At 51.5% G+C, this 15,894-nt stretch carries 13 protein-coding genes; 6 read left to right on the top strand and 7 right to left on the bottom strand.

Annotation, left to right across the window (positions count from 1 at the left end):
• Nucleotides 1–37: 37 nt before the first annotated feature.
• From HP555_RS00330 to HP555_RS00320, 3 genes are all read right to left on the bottom strand, one after another.
• Complete coding sequence (locus tag HP555_RS00330; protein ID WP_199264450.1) at nt 38–802, bottom strand: thermonuclease family protein; 765 nt, start codon at nt 800–802, stop codon at nt 38–40.
• A 993-nt stretch (nt 803–1,795) separates the two neighbouring features.
• Nucleotides 1,796–2,929 carry a double-cubane-cluster-containing anaerobic reductase gene (locus HP555_RS00325; RefSeq protein ID WP_199263246.1) on the bottom strand — a complete coding sequence of 378 codons (1,134 nt, stop codon included), beginning with the start codon at nt 2,927–2,929 and terminating at the stop codon, nt 1,796–1,798.
• Between the two features lie 39 nt (nt 2,930–2,968).
• Nucleotides 2,969–3,757 carry an acyl-CoA dehydratase activase gene (locus HP555_RS00320; protein WP_408639855.1) on the bottom strand — a complete coding sequence of 263 codons (789 nt, stop codon included), beginning with the start codon at nt 3,755–3,757 and terminating at the stop codon, nt 2,969–2,971.
• A 1,112-nt stretch (nt 3,758–4,869) separates the two neighbouring features.
• On the opposite strand from HP555_RS00320, the gene HP555_RS00315 reads away from it, so the two are divergent.
• The 3 genes from HP555_RS00315 to HP555_RS00305 all read left to right on the top strand — a co-directional run bounded on the left by HP555_RS00315 (nt 4,870) and on the right by HP555_RS00305 (nt 7,487).
• Nucleotides 4,870–5,058, top strand: a complete 189-nt coding sequence (locus HP555_RS00315; protein ID WP_199263244.1) for a hypothetical protein — start codon at nt 4,870–4,872, stop codon at nt 5,056–5,058.
• A gap of 16 nt (nt 5,059–5,074) precedes the next feature.
• Nucleotides 5,075–6,307 carry a CaiB/BaiF CoA transferase family protein gene (locus HP555_RS00310; protein WP_199263243.1) on the top strand — a complete coding sequence of 411 codons (1,233 nt, stop codon included), beginning with the start codon at nt 5,075–5,077 and terminating at the stop codon, nt 6,305–6,307.
• Between the two features lie 115 nt (nt 6,308–6,422).
• Entirely contained in the window at nt 6,423–7,487 is a 1,065-nt protein-coding gene (locus tag HP555_RS00305; RefSeq protein ID WP_199263242.1) for a hypothetical protein, read from the top strand.
• Nucleotides 7,488–7,675: 188 nt separating this feature from the next.
• On the opposite strand, the gene HP555_RS00300 is transcribed toward HP555_RS00305, so the two are convergent.
• The gene (locus HP555_RS00300) at nt 7,676–9,169 is read right to left on the bottom strand and encodes a diadenylate cyclase (RefSeq protein ID WP_233249211.1); all 1,494 of its coding nucleotides are present in this window, start codon (nt 9,167–9,169) and stop codon (nt 7,676–7,678) included.
• Nucleotides 9,170–9,477: 308 nt separating this feature from the next.
• Here HP555_RS00300 and rpmB point away from each other — a divergent pair, with 308 nt between their 5' ends.
• On the top strand, nt 9,478–9,672 hold the full coding sequence (gene rpmB / locus HP555_RS00295; protein ID WP_199263241.1) for a 50S ribosomal protein L28: 195 nt from the start codon (nt 9,478–9,480) through the stop codon (nt 9,670–9,672).
• Between the two features lie 98 nt (nt 9,673–9,770).
• On the top strand, nt 9,771–10,028 hold the full coding sequence (locus HP555_RS00290) for a hypothetical protein (RefSeq protein ID WP_199263240.1): 258 nt from the start codon (nt 9,771–9,773) through the stop codon (nt 10,026–10,028).
• Nucleotides 10,029–10,040: 12 nt separating this feature from the next.
• On the opposite strand, the gene HP555_RS00285 is transcribed toward HP555_RS00290, so the two are convergent.
• The gene (locus tag HP555_RS00285) at nt 10,041–10,868 is read right to left on the bottom strand and encodes an SDR family NAD(P)-dependent oxidoreductase (protein WP_199263239.1); all 828 of its coding nucleotides are present in this window, start codon (nt 10,866–10,868) and stop codon (nt 10,041–10,043) included.
• Nucleotides 10,869–10,943: 75 nt separating this feature from the next.
• Between HP555_RS00285 and HP555_RS00280 the strand changes: the two genes are divergently transcribed.
• The gene (locus HP555_RS00280) at nt 10,944–13,832 is read left to right on the top strand and encodes a M16 family metallopeptidase (RefSeq protein ID WP_199263238.1); all 2,889 of its coding nucleotides are present in this window, start codon (nt 10,944–10,946) and stop codon (nt 13,830–13,832) included.
• Nucleotides 13,833–13,874: 42 nt separating this feature from the next.
• On the opposite strand, the gene HP555_RS00275 is transcribed toward HP555_RS00280, so the two are convergent.
• Both HP555_RS00275 and HP555_RS00270 read right to left on the bottom strand, forming a co-directional pair.
• On the bottom strand, nt 13,875–14,801 hold the full coding sequence (locus HP555_RS00275) for a universal stress protein (RefSeq protein WP_199263237.1): 927 nt from the start codon (nt 14,799–14,801) through the stop codon (nt 13,875–13,877).
• A gap of 55 nt (nt 14,802–14,856) precedes the next feature.
• A complete protein-coding gene (locus tag HP555_RS00270) occupies nt 14,857–15,828 on the bottom strand; it encodes a hypothetical protein (protein ID WP_199263236.1) in 972 nt (323 codons plus the stop codon).
• Nucleotides 15,829–15,894 lie beyond the last annotated feature (66 nt).

Genomic DNA, 15,894 nt, shown 5'->3' with positions numbered 1-15,894 from the left:
CAACAAGCGTTGACCATTCAACTCGATCATCCAACCATCACCTACACCATTGTCTCTCACAGGGTACCCCATCATTATCCCCGTCCATCTTGGTACCCGGACAATTTTTTAAGAAGAACTTCGCCTCATCACATGATGTCATCTGCGAGCAGTACGTTCTGCCGTCACACCGGTACTGTTTACCCGATGAACCGGCACTGACAGATTTGTTGCCCTGGCAGAAGCTGATTACGGCATCAATGAGGGTTGGTTTACCCGATGAACCGGCACTGACAGGTTTGTTGCCACCAATAATAATCACCGGCGCCGCTTCCTGCTCTTGCCTTCCTTCTCTCTGTGCTGCTCGCCATTCCCAAGGTGGCACAACAACCGAATCAGACCACATCCCTTTCTTCTGCCGCCTGGCAACTCTTTCAGACTTCTTCCAATCAGAGCAGAACTTCTCTTTGCAGTGTTTCGTGTACACCCATGCATAGCCGTTCTGTACAATCAGCTCGCTGAGATTTTGGCCATCGACCTTCACTAAGCCCACAATCCGCTTGTACTGATCAGTATCCTTCTGCTTGATATCGACATTCCTGCCGGCAACCAGAGCAGCGGTTAGAGCCCTTGCCTGCCGGCCGTATCTTTGCTCTTTTTCAGGGCAATCAATCCCGTACAGTCGGATTTCTTTGTGCCGACCATTGTGAAGAACAATGATGGTATCACCATCAGTAACGGCAACGACTTTGGCAGGCCAGGAAAAACAGGTAGACGGTAGGGCGAGGAGTAAAAAGAGAAAGGTGAGGCGGAAACAGCGCATGTGGGGCTCCCCTGGTAATTGGTCGTTTTTAAATGTCGGTCGTATACAAACCAAGAAAGCAATCCCGGTAAAATTACCTGTTGGTCTGTTATTAGCAAGCAATATCGCTGTGAAAATCAGAAGGCTTTACATATCGTTTTTGGTTACCTTCCGGGGTTGCGATATGATCAGGTCATGCAATTGACCAGCTCCATTTGATTATATCACTTTATACGTTAGTGACAGGCATTTGTTTCCCTGTCTATCGGGGGAAGATTTAAAGATTTTTTGGGGCCAGGCCAGAGAGGTTGAGTCGGTCTGCGGGTTTTAATATGCTGCACAGCCTCATCAACGAACTTGGCGCCATGGATATAGAAACCGAGACGGGAAAAGAAAGCGCACACTGAAAGCTTCAGCGCGAATATACTGGTAATCGGCTGGTTTGGCACGAATCTGAAGAAGATATCCATGCTGTTATTGAGTCGGAGAAAAAAATCAGAAACAGAAAGAGAGCCTGGAAAATTGCTTTGTGAGAAAAATAATCCGGATCGGAAAGATTTGAGTCTGGATTGTATGGATTCCGCGACTACGCGCGGAATGACGATGGTGCCACAGTATGACCCTGGTGTCTCGTACGGCTCGTTCAGTCATACAATTTCAAGGGTTTTAGGGGCGGTCTTCCCTCTTCTGGCCTCGCAATTCTGGCATATAGCTTCAGAAGTTCCTTGAAAATTAAAGGACGATATGAACCAAACAGGATACCAGTCATTCCGCGACTACGCGCGGAATGACGATGGTGCCACAGTATGACCCTGGTGTCTCGTACGGTTCATTCAGTCATGCAATTTCAGGGATTTCAGGCGCGGTCTTCCTTCTTCTGGCCTCGCAATTCTGGCATATAGCTTCAGAAGTCCCTTGAAAATTAAAAGATGACATGAACCAAACAGGACACCAGGCAAGATATGAGCGAGTGTTTTTTTTATAATGTAGAACTCTCGCCGTGAGGCCTTCTTTTTAGAGCATTTCGAGAAAGGCTTCGATACGCACTTTCAGCTGCTCAGTGTCTGTTTCAGAATAATCGGTTTCAATTTGCAAAAATGGAAGTTTAAGGGAGTTTTGCACATATTTTTTTAGTGATGAAGACTCAACCGTATACGTTTGGCACCCTTGCCAAGTTAAATCCAGCACAGCATCTACAGAAAAGTCCTTCACCATTTCTGTTATGGCATCATAGCGGAAGGGATTTGGCGACATTACAGCGCACGGCACTTGCAGGTAACGTTCGGCAAGGGCGGATAGAGGCTCGGCATTTTCATCAACCAGCATTCGAGTTTTTTTGTAGCCAGAGCAGTTATCAAGGCACACAACCGCCCCGCCACATTCTTCTACCAGTTTAACAACCTTATGTGAACCTACCCCTATCGGCACCCCGGTGATGAGAATGCGCGGTGCACTTTCTTTTCCCGTCTCGGTTTCTATATCCATGGCGCCAAGTTCGTCGGCGAGGTTTTGCAGCATTTTAATGCCCACTTCCTTATCGGGGAAGAAAGATGTTTTAAAATAAATTTCTACCATTTCTTGCCCAGTTATGGGCGAAGGTTTGCGCTGTGCTAAATCCATCACTGCTTTTAGGGCCAGCCTTTCACGGTTCATAAGCCTGATGGCTTGTTTCAATTTTTCTTCAGTGATGGTTACGTTAAACGTTTTTTCTAAGTGCTCTACAAGCTTTTGAAACTGCTTGCGCCAATAAGCCAGCGCATCATCATCTTGAATTTGCGGTAGTTGCAGCATGAAAAGTGGCTTAAAATCGAATAGTTCATACATCTTTTTCTTGCCGTCACACGTTGTGTCCGCCACAACCAGGTCTGAGGCGGCAAGGTAAGCGCAACTGTCTTTTACTCCAAAGCCAAAGCTGCTTTTTATCAACGGGCACAAAGCGCGAGGCAGAAATTCTTCGGCAGCCGGGATAGAATCATTTTTTGTGCCGCACAGTGAAACAGGAATGGCGCCTGCCGCAAGGGATATTTCTGAAGGTGTATAGAGGCAAAATTGGCCGACTACCTTTTTACCGGCAGCTTTGGCCTCGTTAAGGCGTAGAACATTTTGTTCAAAGGCCGTGCCTATGGCCTCGTAGCTTGCACATTTCATTGAGTTTCTCCTTGAGTGTAAATGGTAAACGTTATTTAATTATCTTCTTTGTTTTTTAATCAGGGTGGAGGCCACAAGAGCAGCCCCCAATGCCCCCATGAGCTGTGGTTCCGGGGCAACGTTAACAGGCGCCCCCAGCTCTTGAGAAAGCAAATGGCAAAATGCAGGGCTCATGGCCAGCCCGCCGGAAAAAGTCCATTCACCGTGTGGGGCTATGCGCTTTGCCAGGGCGCACGTGCGCTTAACAATGGAAAGGTAGACTCCGGCAGCGATATCTTGTGGTGATGTACCTGTGGCCAGCAAACCGACAATCTCAGTTTCGGCAAAAACAGCGCACATGCTGGAAATAGAGACGGGCTTTCCGTCCATGGCAGCCTTTCCTAATTCCTCCAAAGGCATATCAAGAATGCCGGACAGCACTTGTAAGAATCTGCCGGTTCCGGCGGCGCATTTGTCATTCATGATAAAATCTTGGACTTCGCCTTGCGGGCCAAGACTGATCACCTTGCTGTCTTGCCCTCCGATATCCATCACGATGCCGGTTTCAGGGAAAAGCCAAGTAGCGCCGCGAGCGTGGCAGGTAATTTCGGTGACAGACTTTGTCACAAAAGGCAGCGAGACCCTGCCATAACCAGTGCCGACCACAGCTGCCAATGATTCCATTGGAATTTGTGCTGTTTGACAAACTATTGAAAGGGCCTGTTTTCCAGCCTCTGCGCTGTTCCAGCCTGTGGGGATAGCCGTTCCAGCAAGCACTTTGTTTTGTGCGGTATCAAAAACAACGCTTTTTGCGGCAACTGACCCAACATCAACTCCTGCTACAACCATAGAAGCCTCATTTCGTGTTTCTGAGGGCATTGCTGCCCAAAGGATAAAAATAGACAGCTTGAGCTATTTTTAATCATCTCAATTGACATGCTAAAAATAGAAATAATTTGTGGTGCCGCTGTGTGGAGGTGTATTAGAGCAACCCCGATGGAGCAAAGCGGGGCCCATACAAAATGAAGGGAGCGGCTTAGCTCAGGAGATAGTGCGTGGCAACCTGCCCGCAGCACCCGTTTATTCAAGTTATGCCGCCAGTAAAAGCAAAGCATCTAAACAGGGCAACAGAACAGACAGGGGGGGATGCATTCACCACCAGATTCTGTTGGAAAGGGGTTAAGGAGAGGTTAATTCTCATTTTTTATAAAAAATTGTAAAGGGTTTCCCGCCACAATTATCTGCCTTGTGCAGTGCCGGCGATACACCTTATGCAGATATAATCGCTGCTGGTGCCTGCTCTTGCTGCAACATCCCATGAGCGAGCACAGACGGATCATTGAAAAAAGCAACAAAAGCATAAGCAAACGTGCTTTCTTAAAAAGGAGCCTGGCTTGCTGTAAAACTACAATTGTGAGGTGGAAACAAAAAATCTCAGCTGGAAGGCTGAGACTTGCTGGAGAGAACTTAAAGTAAAGATCAGTACGCAGTGCCTTCTGCTGAGAAATTATGCGAGACAACCTGCCCCACATTACTGCGTACTCAAGTTTTACCGGCATCGTGAATTTGACGCCGGAAGAAAAGAACAGATCTCTGCCATGCAGCCTGCCGGGCCGCATAGCTTTTCTGATTCTTATATAAGAAATTGCTGAAAAACTGCATACATTCACCTGATTTTTTCAGATACTAAGCAAGGGTAAATGTTTTTGTCAAGTTTTTAAACATATCTGTACCCACTCTATAGTGTTAACTATTGAAGAACACTGTTTTTATTCCTTTGGTGCCGAGCATGGTCAGATGGTATGCAGCAGAAGAAAAGCAGCTCGTTGACGTGGAAGAATGGTAAAGGGTCAGGATGTGTATTAAGAGGATGTCTTCTGTTGGGATCAGGGCGGATGATTTTTGCGTTCGCGGGGGGCAATTTGTTGTGCGCAACAGCAGATTGGGGGACCGGCGGCTGCATGTACGGTACGTATAAGCCGGTGTTTTTACACGACACCCTCTGGTCGACTGTGATCAAAGTGGAGCAGGGTGGTGGTAAAACCGCCACTGAACAATCATGTCGGCTGGGGCCCGGTGAGTTTGCAGTTGTCAACACGGTATTGATGGAGAATAGTCGGTACAATGACAGCGTGATCCGCAGTGGCTAACAATCGGGAGAGAATCATGTCTGATCACAACTCCGATGCAGTTGTGCAGAGTTTACCGCTGAGCGGTATCCGGGTGCTTGAATTGGGGCACAATATCATGGGTCCGGCCTGTGGTTTGATCCTGGCTGATCTGGGCGCTGAGGTGTACAAGATCGAACGGCCGGGAAAAGGAGACGATACGCGCTGGTTAGAGGGCTTTGGCGCCGGTTTTTTTACCTGTTTCAACCGCAATAAGAAAAGTCTTGGCATTGACCTCAAACAGGAGCGCGGGAAAGAGCTGCTGCTTCGTTTGGTTGAACAGGTTGATGTACTTATTGAAAATTTCGCTCCCGGCACTGTTGAGCGCCTCGGTATAGGGTCGGAGGTTTGCCGACTCCGCAACCCGCAACTGATTTTCTGTTCGCTGAAAGGATTTATGCCGGGACCGTATGCGCATCGGCTCGCCCTGGATGAGGTGGTACAGATGATGGGCGGTTTGGCGTATATGACCGGTCCCAGTGGAAGACCGATGCGGGCGGGGGCTTCGGTCACTGATATCTTAAGCGGCAGTTTCGGAGTGATCGGCATTCTCACCGCCCTGCTTGAACGCCGGAGAACCGGCCGGGGGCAGGAGGTGCAGGCAACGCTCTTTGAATCTGTTGCCTTTCTTATGGCACAGCACATGGCCGGAGCCGGTGTCACCGGTGATGCTCCACCGCCAATGCCTGAGCGAGAGAAAACCTGGGCAGTCTATGAGTTGTTTGGCACCAGCGATGGTCACCAGGTGTTTATCGGTATCACTTCAGATCGTCATTGGCAGCGCTTTTGCAAAGTGTTCGGCTTCTCCGATTGGGCGGAAGATCCGAGGTTGGCCACCAATGAGGGAAGGGTTGCGGCTGGCCTTTGGTTTTTTACCGAATTGAAACGCAGATTACTGCAGTTGACTAAAAACGAGCTCATCACCATGGCGGAACAGGCACAGATTCCCTTTGCACCGGTTAATCAGCCGATTGATCTTTGGGATGATCCTCACCTGAACCAGTCCCACGGTCTGGTCAGCACCACGACCATGACCGGCGATGTTGTCCGCTTGCCAAAGTTACCTCTCCGACTTCAGGGACACTCATTTCCCCTCCGCATCCAGCCCCCGTCGGTCGGACAGGGAGGTGGAGATCTGCTTTCTCTGATCAGACTTACTGTCGAAGAAATGGATGAACTGACAACAGCGGGTATTGTTGATTTCTTGCCGTCACCTCCTCGACATGAATAGATCCTGAACTTCCACTATGATGTCTTTATTGCTACCAGGTACAATGTTTTTGAAAAAAACTCTGTCATCGACGCAAGCGGGTGTTGTCCGATTCGGCTTGTGGGTGTTCTGTTTTATGCTGTCAATCTTTTTCTGGGAGGGGACGATTGTACCTGTTTATGCCGCCCCGAACGCCTGTGAGGCTGTTCAGTCCCGTGTGCGCATACTCAAGGAAACGCTGAAAAAAACAACCAACAAAAAAGCTGCCGCTCGCATTCAGACTGAACTGAATAAACTCAGTAAAGATCAGGCCAGGCTGTGTAAAAAACAACCGTCGGTCAAGCTGCAGCAACAAAAGACTGGGAAGGTAGCCAAACCACAGCAGCAAAAAGCCGGCCGGACAACTAAACCGCAACAGCAAAAAGCTGGAAAGGTAACCAGGTCACAACAGCAAAAAGCTCCACGTTTAGCAGTGGAGAGCAGTGGTGGCCGGGTGGCCGCGGCACCTGCCGGATCCAGCCGAAAGAAAAGTGTGCCGGGGAAAAAGGTCATTCAGCGGCCTCAGATCATTGATCAGCAGGTTCAGGCTGTCAATGATGAGAGCAGTCTGCGGATGCTGAAACAACCAGCAGGAGCAAAGACGATACCGGTCACCGGGCACCTCCTGTTGGCAGGCGGTAATACATCGACCTTTTACGGTAAGGTCCGGCAGGAGCTCACGTATACGATTCTTGAAACTTTTGTTGGTAACCTCATTGTCTCCGGCCCTCCGGGTCAGGAAGAGTATACCCTTCGGACCCTGTCCACAGAAATCAATGTTGAGAAATTCGGTGGTCAGGTTTGCTCCAAATATGCAGGTTCCCCACCCAAGTGTACCCAGTGGCAGAAGATCGACCTCTGGCAGGTCCCGGACAGCGAGATACCGCCGGGCAGGGCTGCCGGCGTAGTCAGCCTGACCAGCGATGCCCGGGGGGTGATGTTGAGAGTTGATGTTCCGGTTGTGGAGTTCGGGAGTTCGGCCAACATCGAGAGTTATCGATCCGGTTGCAGTCAGACCTACCGTGAAACGATAAGCCGGAAAGAATTCACGCAATGGTTTCGTCGCTCAAAGATTGAGCTTAAACGGAAGGTGGGGAAAACCATGCCAAACTGCAGCCCTGACACGACACTCACATTGGTGATGGAGTTCAAGCGAAAGTGAAAAGATCTTCTCGACCCTGTTGACCGGAAGTACAGGGGCTTCCAGTCTTGTGACCGTTTTTACCGGACCTTGCCGGACTGAGCGGTCATGGATATCACCACAACCAGTGTAGGTCCTTCCACTCCGCCTTGGTTTAAAGTCGGCCACAGGGCAGGGGAAAACAGCGGCAATGCAAAAAACAAGGATCTTTATTTCACTTCAATGAAGACTTCCACGTCGGGCCAGCGTTTACTAACCGGCTGGATGGACGGCCGGGCAATGATTTTACAGAAGAGTTTGCTGTCTGTGGAAATGGATTCCAGATAGATAGGAGTCGTCAGTATCTCTGTGGGAATTTTTTCTTCTTTTGAGACCGGGACAGCGACCAGGACGCTGTTCGGGGTAACGGTAATCTTTTTGATTTTCAGTGTACCTGGTAATTTTCCGATGATCTGCGGTGCGATGGGCAGGTTTTTTTCCACGACAGCAGCAAGGGAGAGTTTGAGCTGCTGGGGTGAGGTGTCCAGCAGGGTGACTCCTTTGGGTAGTCGCAGATTTTCACTGGTGATGATAATTGTTTGCACACCCTTGATCATTTTAGAGAGGTCGATTTTGATACTGGGGGGGTTGTTGGCCAGGTTATCAATATCCGACTTCGGCCCGGATAGATAGACTTTAACCTCGTTGGGTTTTTCTCCCACCAACGCTAAATCCTCCGGCGGTGTGGTGTAATCGATGCTGACCGGCAGGACTCGTTCAACAATTTCACGTTTTGCAACGGTCAGGCTCGACCAGAAGATGACAGCGATAACCAGGCTGACAACAGCTTGAAAGATGGTTCTTTTGCGAATCTTGAACACGCTGTTCCGTTCGAGAAAACCCTTTCCCCGCTGATACTGGATAAGAGCCTCGGTGATTTCGTTGGCAGTGCGCATCGGCCGCATCTCTCCGTTGACAAAGAGGGAGACCTTGCCCCGCTCTTCGGAAACCACCATAACCAGAGAGTCGGTCTGTTCCGCCAGACCCATGGCAGCGTGATGGCGGGTACCAAGTTCGTTTGACAGCCGGGTCGACTGGGACATGGGGAGGCGAACTCCGAACTGCGTGAGTTTACCGTTTTTTATGATAACAGCTCCGTCATGGCCCGGAGAGTTAGTGTCAAAAATACTGAAAATCAGGGGGATGCTGGGTGTGGCGTTGAGGTCGTATCCCCCGGATATCTTGTCTCTGATGGGCTCCCTGCCCGGGAAAACGAGAATTGCACCGCAATGCTTCTGGGCAAGTTTGACCAGTGCTTCGCCGGTCATCTCATAGAGGTCAGTCCCCTGATCCTTGAGCCGTCCCGGAGAGACTGAAACAGCCTTTTCAAGGATTTTACGCAGTTCCGGTTGAAAGATAATAATGAGACCAAGCACGGCAACGTTGCTGACGTTGTGGTAGATCCACTCAATACCTTTGAGATTCATCGCATTGGCGAGAATAAAAACCATAAGCGCCAACAGGATGCCCGCCAGGATCTTCCAGGTGCCCAGACGGAGAAGGGTTCTGTAGAGAAAGAAGAGCCCGAAGCTTATCAGAAGTATGTCAAGGCCTGACCGCCAGGTAAGGAGTTCGTATGTCAACGATTCGGCTGGGCCCATATGTTCTTCCTTGCGGGGTGATGGTATGGATGCTGATGACTGTTTGTCGATGTAAACAGACATCAGCGGCCTGTTTTGGAAGTGGAAACGATGACAACAAACAACAGTAAGGTTAACTATAGCAAAAACCAGTCAATGGGCGAGTAATTTTTTACAAGAATGTGCAGATGTTGCCCTGCTGCCGGATAAGAGGATGGGGAGAGCGACTGCTGTCTGAGCTTAGTTGACAGGAGACAGCAGAGAGTGCTGGTGGAGGACAGCGGCAGGAAACCCGGGTCACTGTTTTTTTCATGGAAAAAACTTGCTTTTTGCTGATCGACGGCTATTATTCGCTGTTACTTCCAAACGACTATTTTTGAGGAGATAGAATCATGGCCCGTATTTGTGAAATCTGTGGCAAAGGACCTGCCACTGGAAATAATGTCAGCCACGCCAACAATAAAACCCGTCGTCGATGGTTGCCGAATCTGCAAAGAGTGCGGATGCTGACGCGCAGCGGCAGTAGTGTTCGTGTCAAAGTCTGTACCCGTTGCATCCGTTCCGGTGCTGTGGTCAAGCCCAGCTGATCGCAGCTGTTTGTGCTGAAAACGGTGAGCTTGTTGCAACAGCAGGTCACCGTTTTTTATGTCAGATATCACGTTCAACACCACGGCCCGATTAGACGATGAGTGACGATAAACTCCGCTTTTTGCCTTACGATGAAGCTGTAGGTTTAGTTGCGGCTATCCAAGAGGAAGAGGATATAGACGAACCTGATCATCGAATTCTGACGGTGTACAGTGTACAGGATAAAGAACTGTGCTGGTTTGATTTTGATGAGGTTATGCGTGCTGTCGGCGTGAATGAAGCCGACGCGGCTGCAAAAGAAAAGGTGACGGAATACGTTTTGCGGCATATTCCGGGCTGGGTGCTTGAAAGCTGAGCCGGCATCTTTTTACAGATATCCTTCAGGCATTGCCGCCGGATACTCTCCTCCTAAAATATACCCTCCATCCATTCGTATAACCGCTCCCGTCAGAAAGTCGGCATCGCGGATCAGGAATACTACAGCCTGCGCTACCTCCTCTGGAGTTCCAGTTCGCCGTAACAGGGTGTGTGTCAGCAGGTCCTGCTGCTGTTGCCTGCTTAACAGATCCCATCCCCTGGTGCCCGGACCGTGTCTGGAGTCAATGAGTCCCAGCATGAGTTCATTGACTCGTACTGTTGGAGCGGCCTGCTGTGCCCAGGTTTCCGTCAGCAGGGTTGCACCACGGTTTGCTGCGGCATAAGCGTCGTTGAAGAGAAGGCCGGCCGGGCCGGATCGACCGATAATACCGGCTATTGAGGTGATGTTAACCACAGTGCCTTCGCCACGGCGGCGGAGCAGGGGCAGGGCATGTTCAAATAAGAGCCATTTGGCATGCAGCGTGGTGTCCATTTCCAGCTGCCACTGTTCATGGTTGATCTCACGGTGATACCCACCATGGAGGATCGGCATACCACCACGTTCAATATTGTTGATCAGGATCTCCAACCCTCCGTATTGCCTGTCAATGGCAGCTGCCAGACCGGCGACTTCCTCTGGTTTGCGAACGTCGACACGCATGAGGAGGTTATCCGAACCCTTCCCGCCAAATTCCTGCTCAAGCGTGGCGACTGAATCGGGCCAGTCAAGCCATGGCAGAATCAGAAGCGCTCCCTGCTCGGCAAGCTTGCGGGCTATGGCGCGGCCAATACTGCGGGAAGCCCCCAGAACCAGGGCTCGTTTTCCGGTGATTATCATCTTGTTGTTCCTCCGATCCCACACTATAGTTGAAGAACTTTTTTTATTTTCTACACCAATGTTTTAGGTTCGACAATGAAGCTTCCACGTTTTCTGACTGTTTTGGCGCTTGTTTCGGTGATTTTTTGGGGTGTTCTGGCCGTCCATGCGCCGGGGCCGCTGCAGGCCGGAGATGCCGCTGTGACACCACCTGCACCCCGATCCTGTGGCTCTTCCGGATGGCCGCAGGACAACAGCGATTTGCAGCCTGATCCCGCTCTTCTTTTTGGGCAGTTGCCCAATGGTTTACGGTATGTCCTGATGGCAAACAGAGAACCAAGAGACCGGGTGGCGCTGTATCTCAATGTGCAGGCCGGATCGCTTCATGAAACTGAACAGCAGCGGGGTGTTGCCCACTTTCTTGAGCACATGCTTTTCAATGGTACCACCCATTATCCTCCAGGCACGCTGGTGAAGTATTTTCAGTCACAGGGAATGGGGTTTGGTGGCGATACCAATGCCCGCACAGGGTTTGGTGAAACTGTCTACAATCTGCTGTTACCGACGGGTGATACGAAGGTGTTGGCCGAAGGTTTTAAGGTGCTGGCAGATTATGCGAGGGGAGCTCTGCTGCTGGAACAGGAAGTTGAACGGGAGCGCGGAGTCATTCTTGCCGAAAAACGGACACGTGACTCAGCGGCCTCGCGGGTGTCAAAGGAGCAGCTGCGGTTTGATTTTGCCGGCACCCTTGCTGCCCAGCGTGACCCCATCGGCACGGAAGAGGTACTGCAAAGTGCTGATAGCCATCTGCTCCGGGCTTTTTACGATCGCTGGTACCGGCCTGAGAACATGATTGTGGTCGTTGTCGGTGCGATAGACCCCCAGCAGACCGTCCACCTGTTGACGCAGGCCATGGCTGGTTTACGAGCTGGTGGAGAAACAGGACCCTGTCCGGAAATGGGGACGGTGAAGGAGGAGGGAACAGATACCCTTGTTCTTATGGAGCCGGAATTAGGATACACCGCCCTGGCATTGACCACAGTCTTCAACCATTCACCGCGCCCGGATACCCTGGCGTGGGAGCTTGAGCAGTTGCGCCAGTATGTTGCGGTGAGTCTGTTGACCAATCGACTCCAGCAACTTGAGCAACAGCTCGGCAGCCCTTTGGCTCAGTCCAGGGCCTATGGCGGATTTTTTCTGCGTCGCTACGGCTATGCCACCCTGACAGCCCGTGTTGAACAGAATAAGTGGAGGGAAGGGGTGACGATGGTGCAAACAGCACTGCGGCAGGTGCTTAAAGAGGGGTTTTCCGAAACCGAATTAGTCAGAGGGAAAAAAGAGGTCGCAGCTCTTCTGGATAAAGCTGTGCAAACGGCACCATCCCGTGACAGCAGGCAGCTGGCTGAGGATATTATCCGTAAAATCAACAATGACGAGGTTGTTCTCAGCCCGGCTCAGGAGTTGGCACTGTACGGCCCGGCGTTGCAGAAAATGACCTTGAGCGAGGTAAACGAGACCGTCCGGCAACTGTGGAAGCATCCCCGCCGGCTGGTGGAGCTGGTCGGTGTGGTTGAGCCGGGCTTGTCGTCTGCCCAGGCCAAACAGCAGTTGGAAGAACTCTATCAGGCCAATGAGGTCAAACCGGTACCTGCCTGGGTGGTCTCGCAACCAGCCCCCTTTCCTTATCTCAAAATGCCTGGCACACCCGCAAAAATCATCAGTCATCATCACAACACAGCCATCGGTGTGGAGCAGGTGACGTTGAATAACGGGATCAGTCTCAATATTAAATCCACAAATTTCCAGGCCAAGCAACTGTTGCTTTCGGCTCAGTTTGGCAAGGGAAAGTTGGCTGAACCTGTGGATGGACTTGCCCTGGTCACCGAGTCATTCATGCGTGAGAGCGGGGTCGGCAAACTGACCAGGGAACAGTTGACCGAGGCTTTGGCCGGGACCAACATCGCGCTGGAATTTAAAGTGGGGCCGGAAAGTTTTTCCTTTAACGGTTCTGGTCTGCGCGACGAACTGACCACTGTGCTGCAGTTGCTCCGTCATCGTCTGCAAGATCCGGTTTTTTCTCCTGAATCTTTTCGGCGCAGCCACGAGAGTCTGCGACGTATGTACGATCAGTTGAACAGCTCGGTGGAAGGTGTTTTTCAAGTTCAGGCCGAGCGATTTTTCTATGGTACAGGCAAGGAGTATGGATTACCGACCTGGGAACAGGTTGAGAAGATACGTCTGGCGCAGATCAGGCAGTGGCTGGAACCGGCATTGAGCCGGGAGGCGTTGGAGATAAACGTTGTCGGCGATGTTGATCCGCAGGAGGTGATCCGGCAGGTGGCACTGATTTTCAGTGACGATCAACGGACGGTCAATAAGATGGCATCGGTTCCGGAACCGGTGTTTCCGGCCGGTAAGCAACAGATCCTGTCTGTTGCGAGCTCAACCGACAAGGCAATGCTCAGTGTGGCCTGGAGAAGCACTGATTTCTGGGATATAGGGCGTACACGACGACTCAACCTGCTGGCGGCCGTACTGGATGATCGGTTGCGTGAACAGATTCGGGAGAACCTGGGGGCAACCTATGCGCCGCAGGTGGTCAGTCTGCCCAGCCGTGCCTACATGGGTTTTGGTGTGATGAAAAGCAGTATGATTGTAGCACCGCAGCAGGCAAGTGCCCTTGCCAAGGTTATACAAGATACTGCGGCAAGTCTTGGCGATAAAGGGGTCAGCAGTGATGAACTGCATCGGGCCCTGGAACCTGCTCTGACCTCAATTAAAGACATCAAGCGCAACAATCGATACTGGTTGGAGTCGGTCTTAAATCTTTCCGGACGTCATCCGCAGCAGCTGCAGTGGCCATTGACTATTTCCGAAGATTTTGCCGCCATTCAGGCAGATGAGCTGACAGCTCTGGCCCGAGAATATCTGACTGCAGAACAGGCGGCAACAGTGATTGTCAGCCCGAAATCTTCTGCTCAGTAACATCTTCTCAAGAAGAGAAGATAACTCCTGCGCCGCCGGATTTCAGCCGGCCAACCAGATGGCGATGTTTTGGGCCTGCCTGAGGGTCTTGTCGGAAACACCTTTAAGGTGTCCTCCGGTCAGACTTCGGCGACGGCGACCGATGACAATGGTTCCGCACTGGTGCTGTTTGGCCTGCCTGAGCAGATCCGTGCCCACATCGAGGTGCATCTGCGCGGGCAGCTGAGAGATACGATGACGGGAAATACCGTTGTCGACCAGCAGCTGGGCGTGGGCATAGAAGAGAAAGTTGTCGATGTCGAGGTATTTATCGCACCAGCTTTTGCCCCATTGAGCGTGAAAATCTTCAGGGCGGGCAACCTGTTGAGAGCCGAACACCGCATTGGAATGGTAGAGACAGATGTCTGCGGTTGTGTGGTTTTTCAGCATAAAGGCAAGGTGATCAGCCGCCATCAGTGAGGCGGGATGGCTTTGTACGGCAAGCAGGAATCGTAATGCCCTGACCTTGCCGTCGACGATCCAGAGCGGCACTCGGTGGCATTTTTCGACCAGATCACCGGATGTGCTGCCGAAGAACATACTGCCGACTGAACCCAGTCCCCGGCGACCGATAAGGACGCTGTCAAAATGACCACGCTCCGCCTCTTCACGAATGGCATTGCTGATACTGGTTGCTGTTTTGGTCTTTACTTGAATCTGTTTTTTTGCAAAGCCTGAACGAAGCAACCGTTCTTCCGCGTCTTTAAGGTGCTTGCGTGCCGCCACGGTTCGTTTGTCCGAACCCGCGGACTCGGCGCGCAGGGGATCAACCTCAAGCATCCAGTCTTTACCGCCCCCGCCACTTGGTATGACGCTGAGCAGATGTATGGTGAGTTCACTATCGTGCGCAAAGAGCTGGGCCAGATAGTCAAGACTGCTTCCCGTGGAAGTTGAGCCGTCTACAGCCACCAGTATGTTTTTTTCCATCATTGCCTCCTTGGTGTTGCAGGAGCATGCTCTGCACAGATAACGGATTTCTGACAGATCACATGCAGATAAAATAATACGCCACAGCCATCGCGGCTATGCTCAAGGCCCGGAATCCCTGACTGAACACCAGGAGTTGAGCGGCAAGAACCGGTTTAAAGATGCCGGCGTAATAGGGGTACTGGTGACGGATGGCGCGGATGGGAGAGGACAGGATGTTGCCGATCAGGAGCACCAGAACAACCTCTTCCATGCGCATCGAGCCACTGGCAAGGAGCGCCCCGGCTGCAACCAGGCCGGCGGTAAATTCAGCCGCCATCTGGAAGGTTAAAATCGACAGTGCCTGCGGTGAGAGCCAGGATAACCAGGAGAGGTGCCGGCCGATGAAGTGCTCTGCCGCCGTGAAAAAACCCGCCTCTGTCAGAGCATAGAACAAGATGTAGATCGGTGCGGTAAAGGCGATGATCTTACGGATACGTCGTTTAAACCGGTGCAGGCCGTTACGCAGAGCAACGCGAAACGGGTGTTCCGTGGTCGACGGTTTCGGCTGAACCGGTGCAGGTTCGATATTGCCGGCAGGCAGCAGCAGTCTGGCGATCAGGGCGACCAGCAAGGTGCGGCAAAGGGCGGCCAAGACCGTGAGACCTATGTAGATGAAGGCCGCGCCCTTGATTATTGGCATGGCAATGAAGAATGTGGTTGGAAGATGGAGGAAGTTGCTGGGCAGACTGTTGAACAGGTTGGCCAGAATCAACTCTTTCCTGCTTATCTGCTGTGTACTGTAGGCTTCGGCAAGCATACTGTTGGCAGCTATGCCTGAAAAGAAACAGACTGAAAAGGAGGCGCCGGCAAGAGGCGAAAGATGGCCGAAGCGGGTGAGGGGCCGTGCAATGACCGCCAGTTTTCTGGTCCAGTTCAGTGATTCGATAAAGAGTGCGACAAGCAGGCCGATGGCCAGGTAGATAAGCAACCGCAGGAGAGGCCATCCCAGATGAAGCCAGAGATGTACAAGATGTTCTTCAGTGATCATGCAGGCTGCTGAAGTTGAAGGAATGGTGATTGTTGAGACGTCTGACAGGCTGCTGTCATCGGCAGC

Source organism: Desulfobulbus oligotrophicus, from assembly GCF_016446285.1.
Taxonomy (GTDB): domain Bacteria; phylum Desulfobacterota; class Desulfobulbia; order Desulfobulbales; family Desulfobulbaceae; genus Desulfobulbus; species Desulfobulbus oligotrophicus.
This window is presented reverse-complemented; position numbering and strand designations above follow the sequence as displayed.

Bases quoted from the DNA above. Each gene is read 5' to 3' on its own strand.
- HP555_RS00330 (WP_199264450.1), bottom strand. From the start codon at position 802: ATGCGCTGTTTCCGCCTCACCTTTCTCTTTTTACTCCTCGCCCTACCG.
- HP555_RS00325 (WP_199263246.1), bottom strand. From the start codon at position 2,929: ATGAAATGTGCAAGCTACGAGGCCATAGGCACGGCCTTTGAACAAAAT.
- HP555_RS00320 (WP_408639855.1), bottom strand. From the start codon at position 3,757: ATGGTTGTAGCAGGAGTTGATGTTGGGTCAGTTGCCGCAAAAAGCGTT.
- HP555_RS00315 (WP_199263244.1), top strand. From the start codon at position 4,870: ATGTACGGTACGTATAAGCCGGTGTTTTTACACGACACCCTCTGGTCG.
- HP555_RS00310 (WP_199263243.1), top strand. From the start codon at position 5,075: ATGTCTGATCACAACTCCGATGCAGTTGTGCAGAGTTTACCGCTGAGC.
- HP555_RS00305 (WP_199263242.1), top strand. From the start codon at position 6,423: ATGCTGTCAATCTTTTTCTGGGAGGGGACGATTGTACCTGTTTATGCC.
- HP555_RS00300 (WP_233249211.1), bottom strand. From the start codon at position 9,169: ATGTCTGTTTACATCGACAAACAGTCATCAGCATCCATACCATCACCC.
- rpmB (WP_199263241.1), top strand. From the start codon at position 9,478: ATGGCCCGTATTTGTGAAATCTGTGGCAAAGGACCTGCCACTGGAAAT.
- HP555_RS00290 (WP_199263240.1), top strand. From the start codon at position 9,771: ATGAGTGACGATAAACTCCGCTTTTTGCCTTACGATGAAGCTGTAGGT.
- HP555_RS00285 (WP_199263239.1), bottom strand. From the start codon at position 10,868: ATGATAATCACCGGAAAACGAGCCCTGGTTCTGGGGGCTTCCCGCAGT.
- HP555_RS00280 (WP_199263238.1), top strand. From the start codon at position 10,944: ATGAAGCTTCCACGTTTTCTGACTGTTTTGGCGCTTGTTTCGGTGATT.
- HP555_RS00275 (WP_199263237.1), bottom strand. From the start codon at position 14,801: ATGATGGAAAAAAACATACTGGTGGCTGTAGACGGCTCAACTTCCACG.
- HP555_RS00270 (WP_199263236.1), bottom strand. From the start codon at position 15,828: ATGATCACTGAAGAACATCTTGTACATCTCTGGCTTCATCTGGGATGG.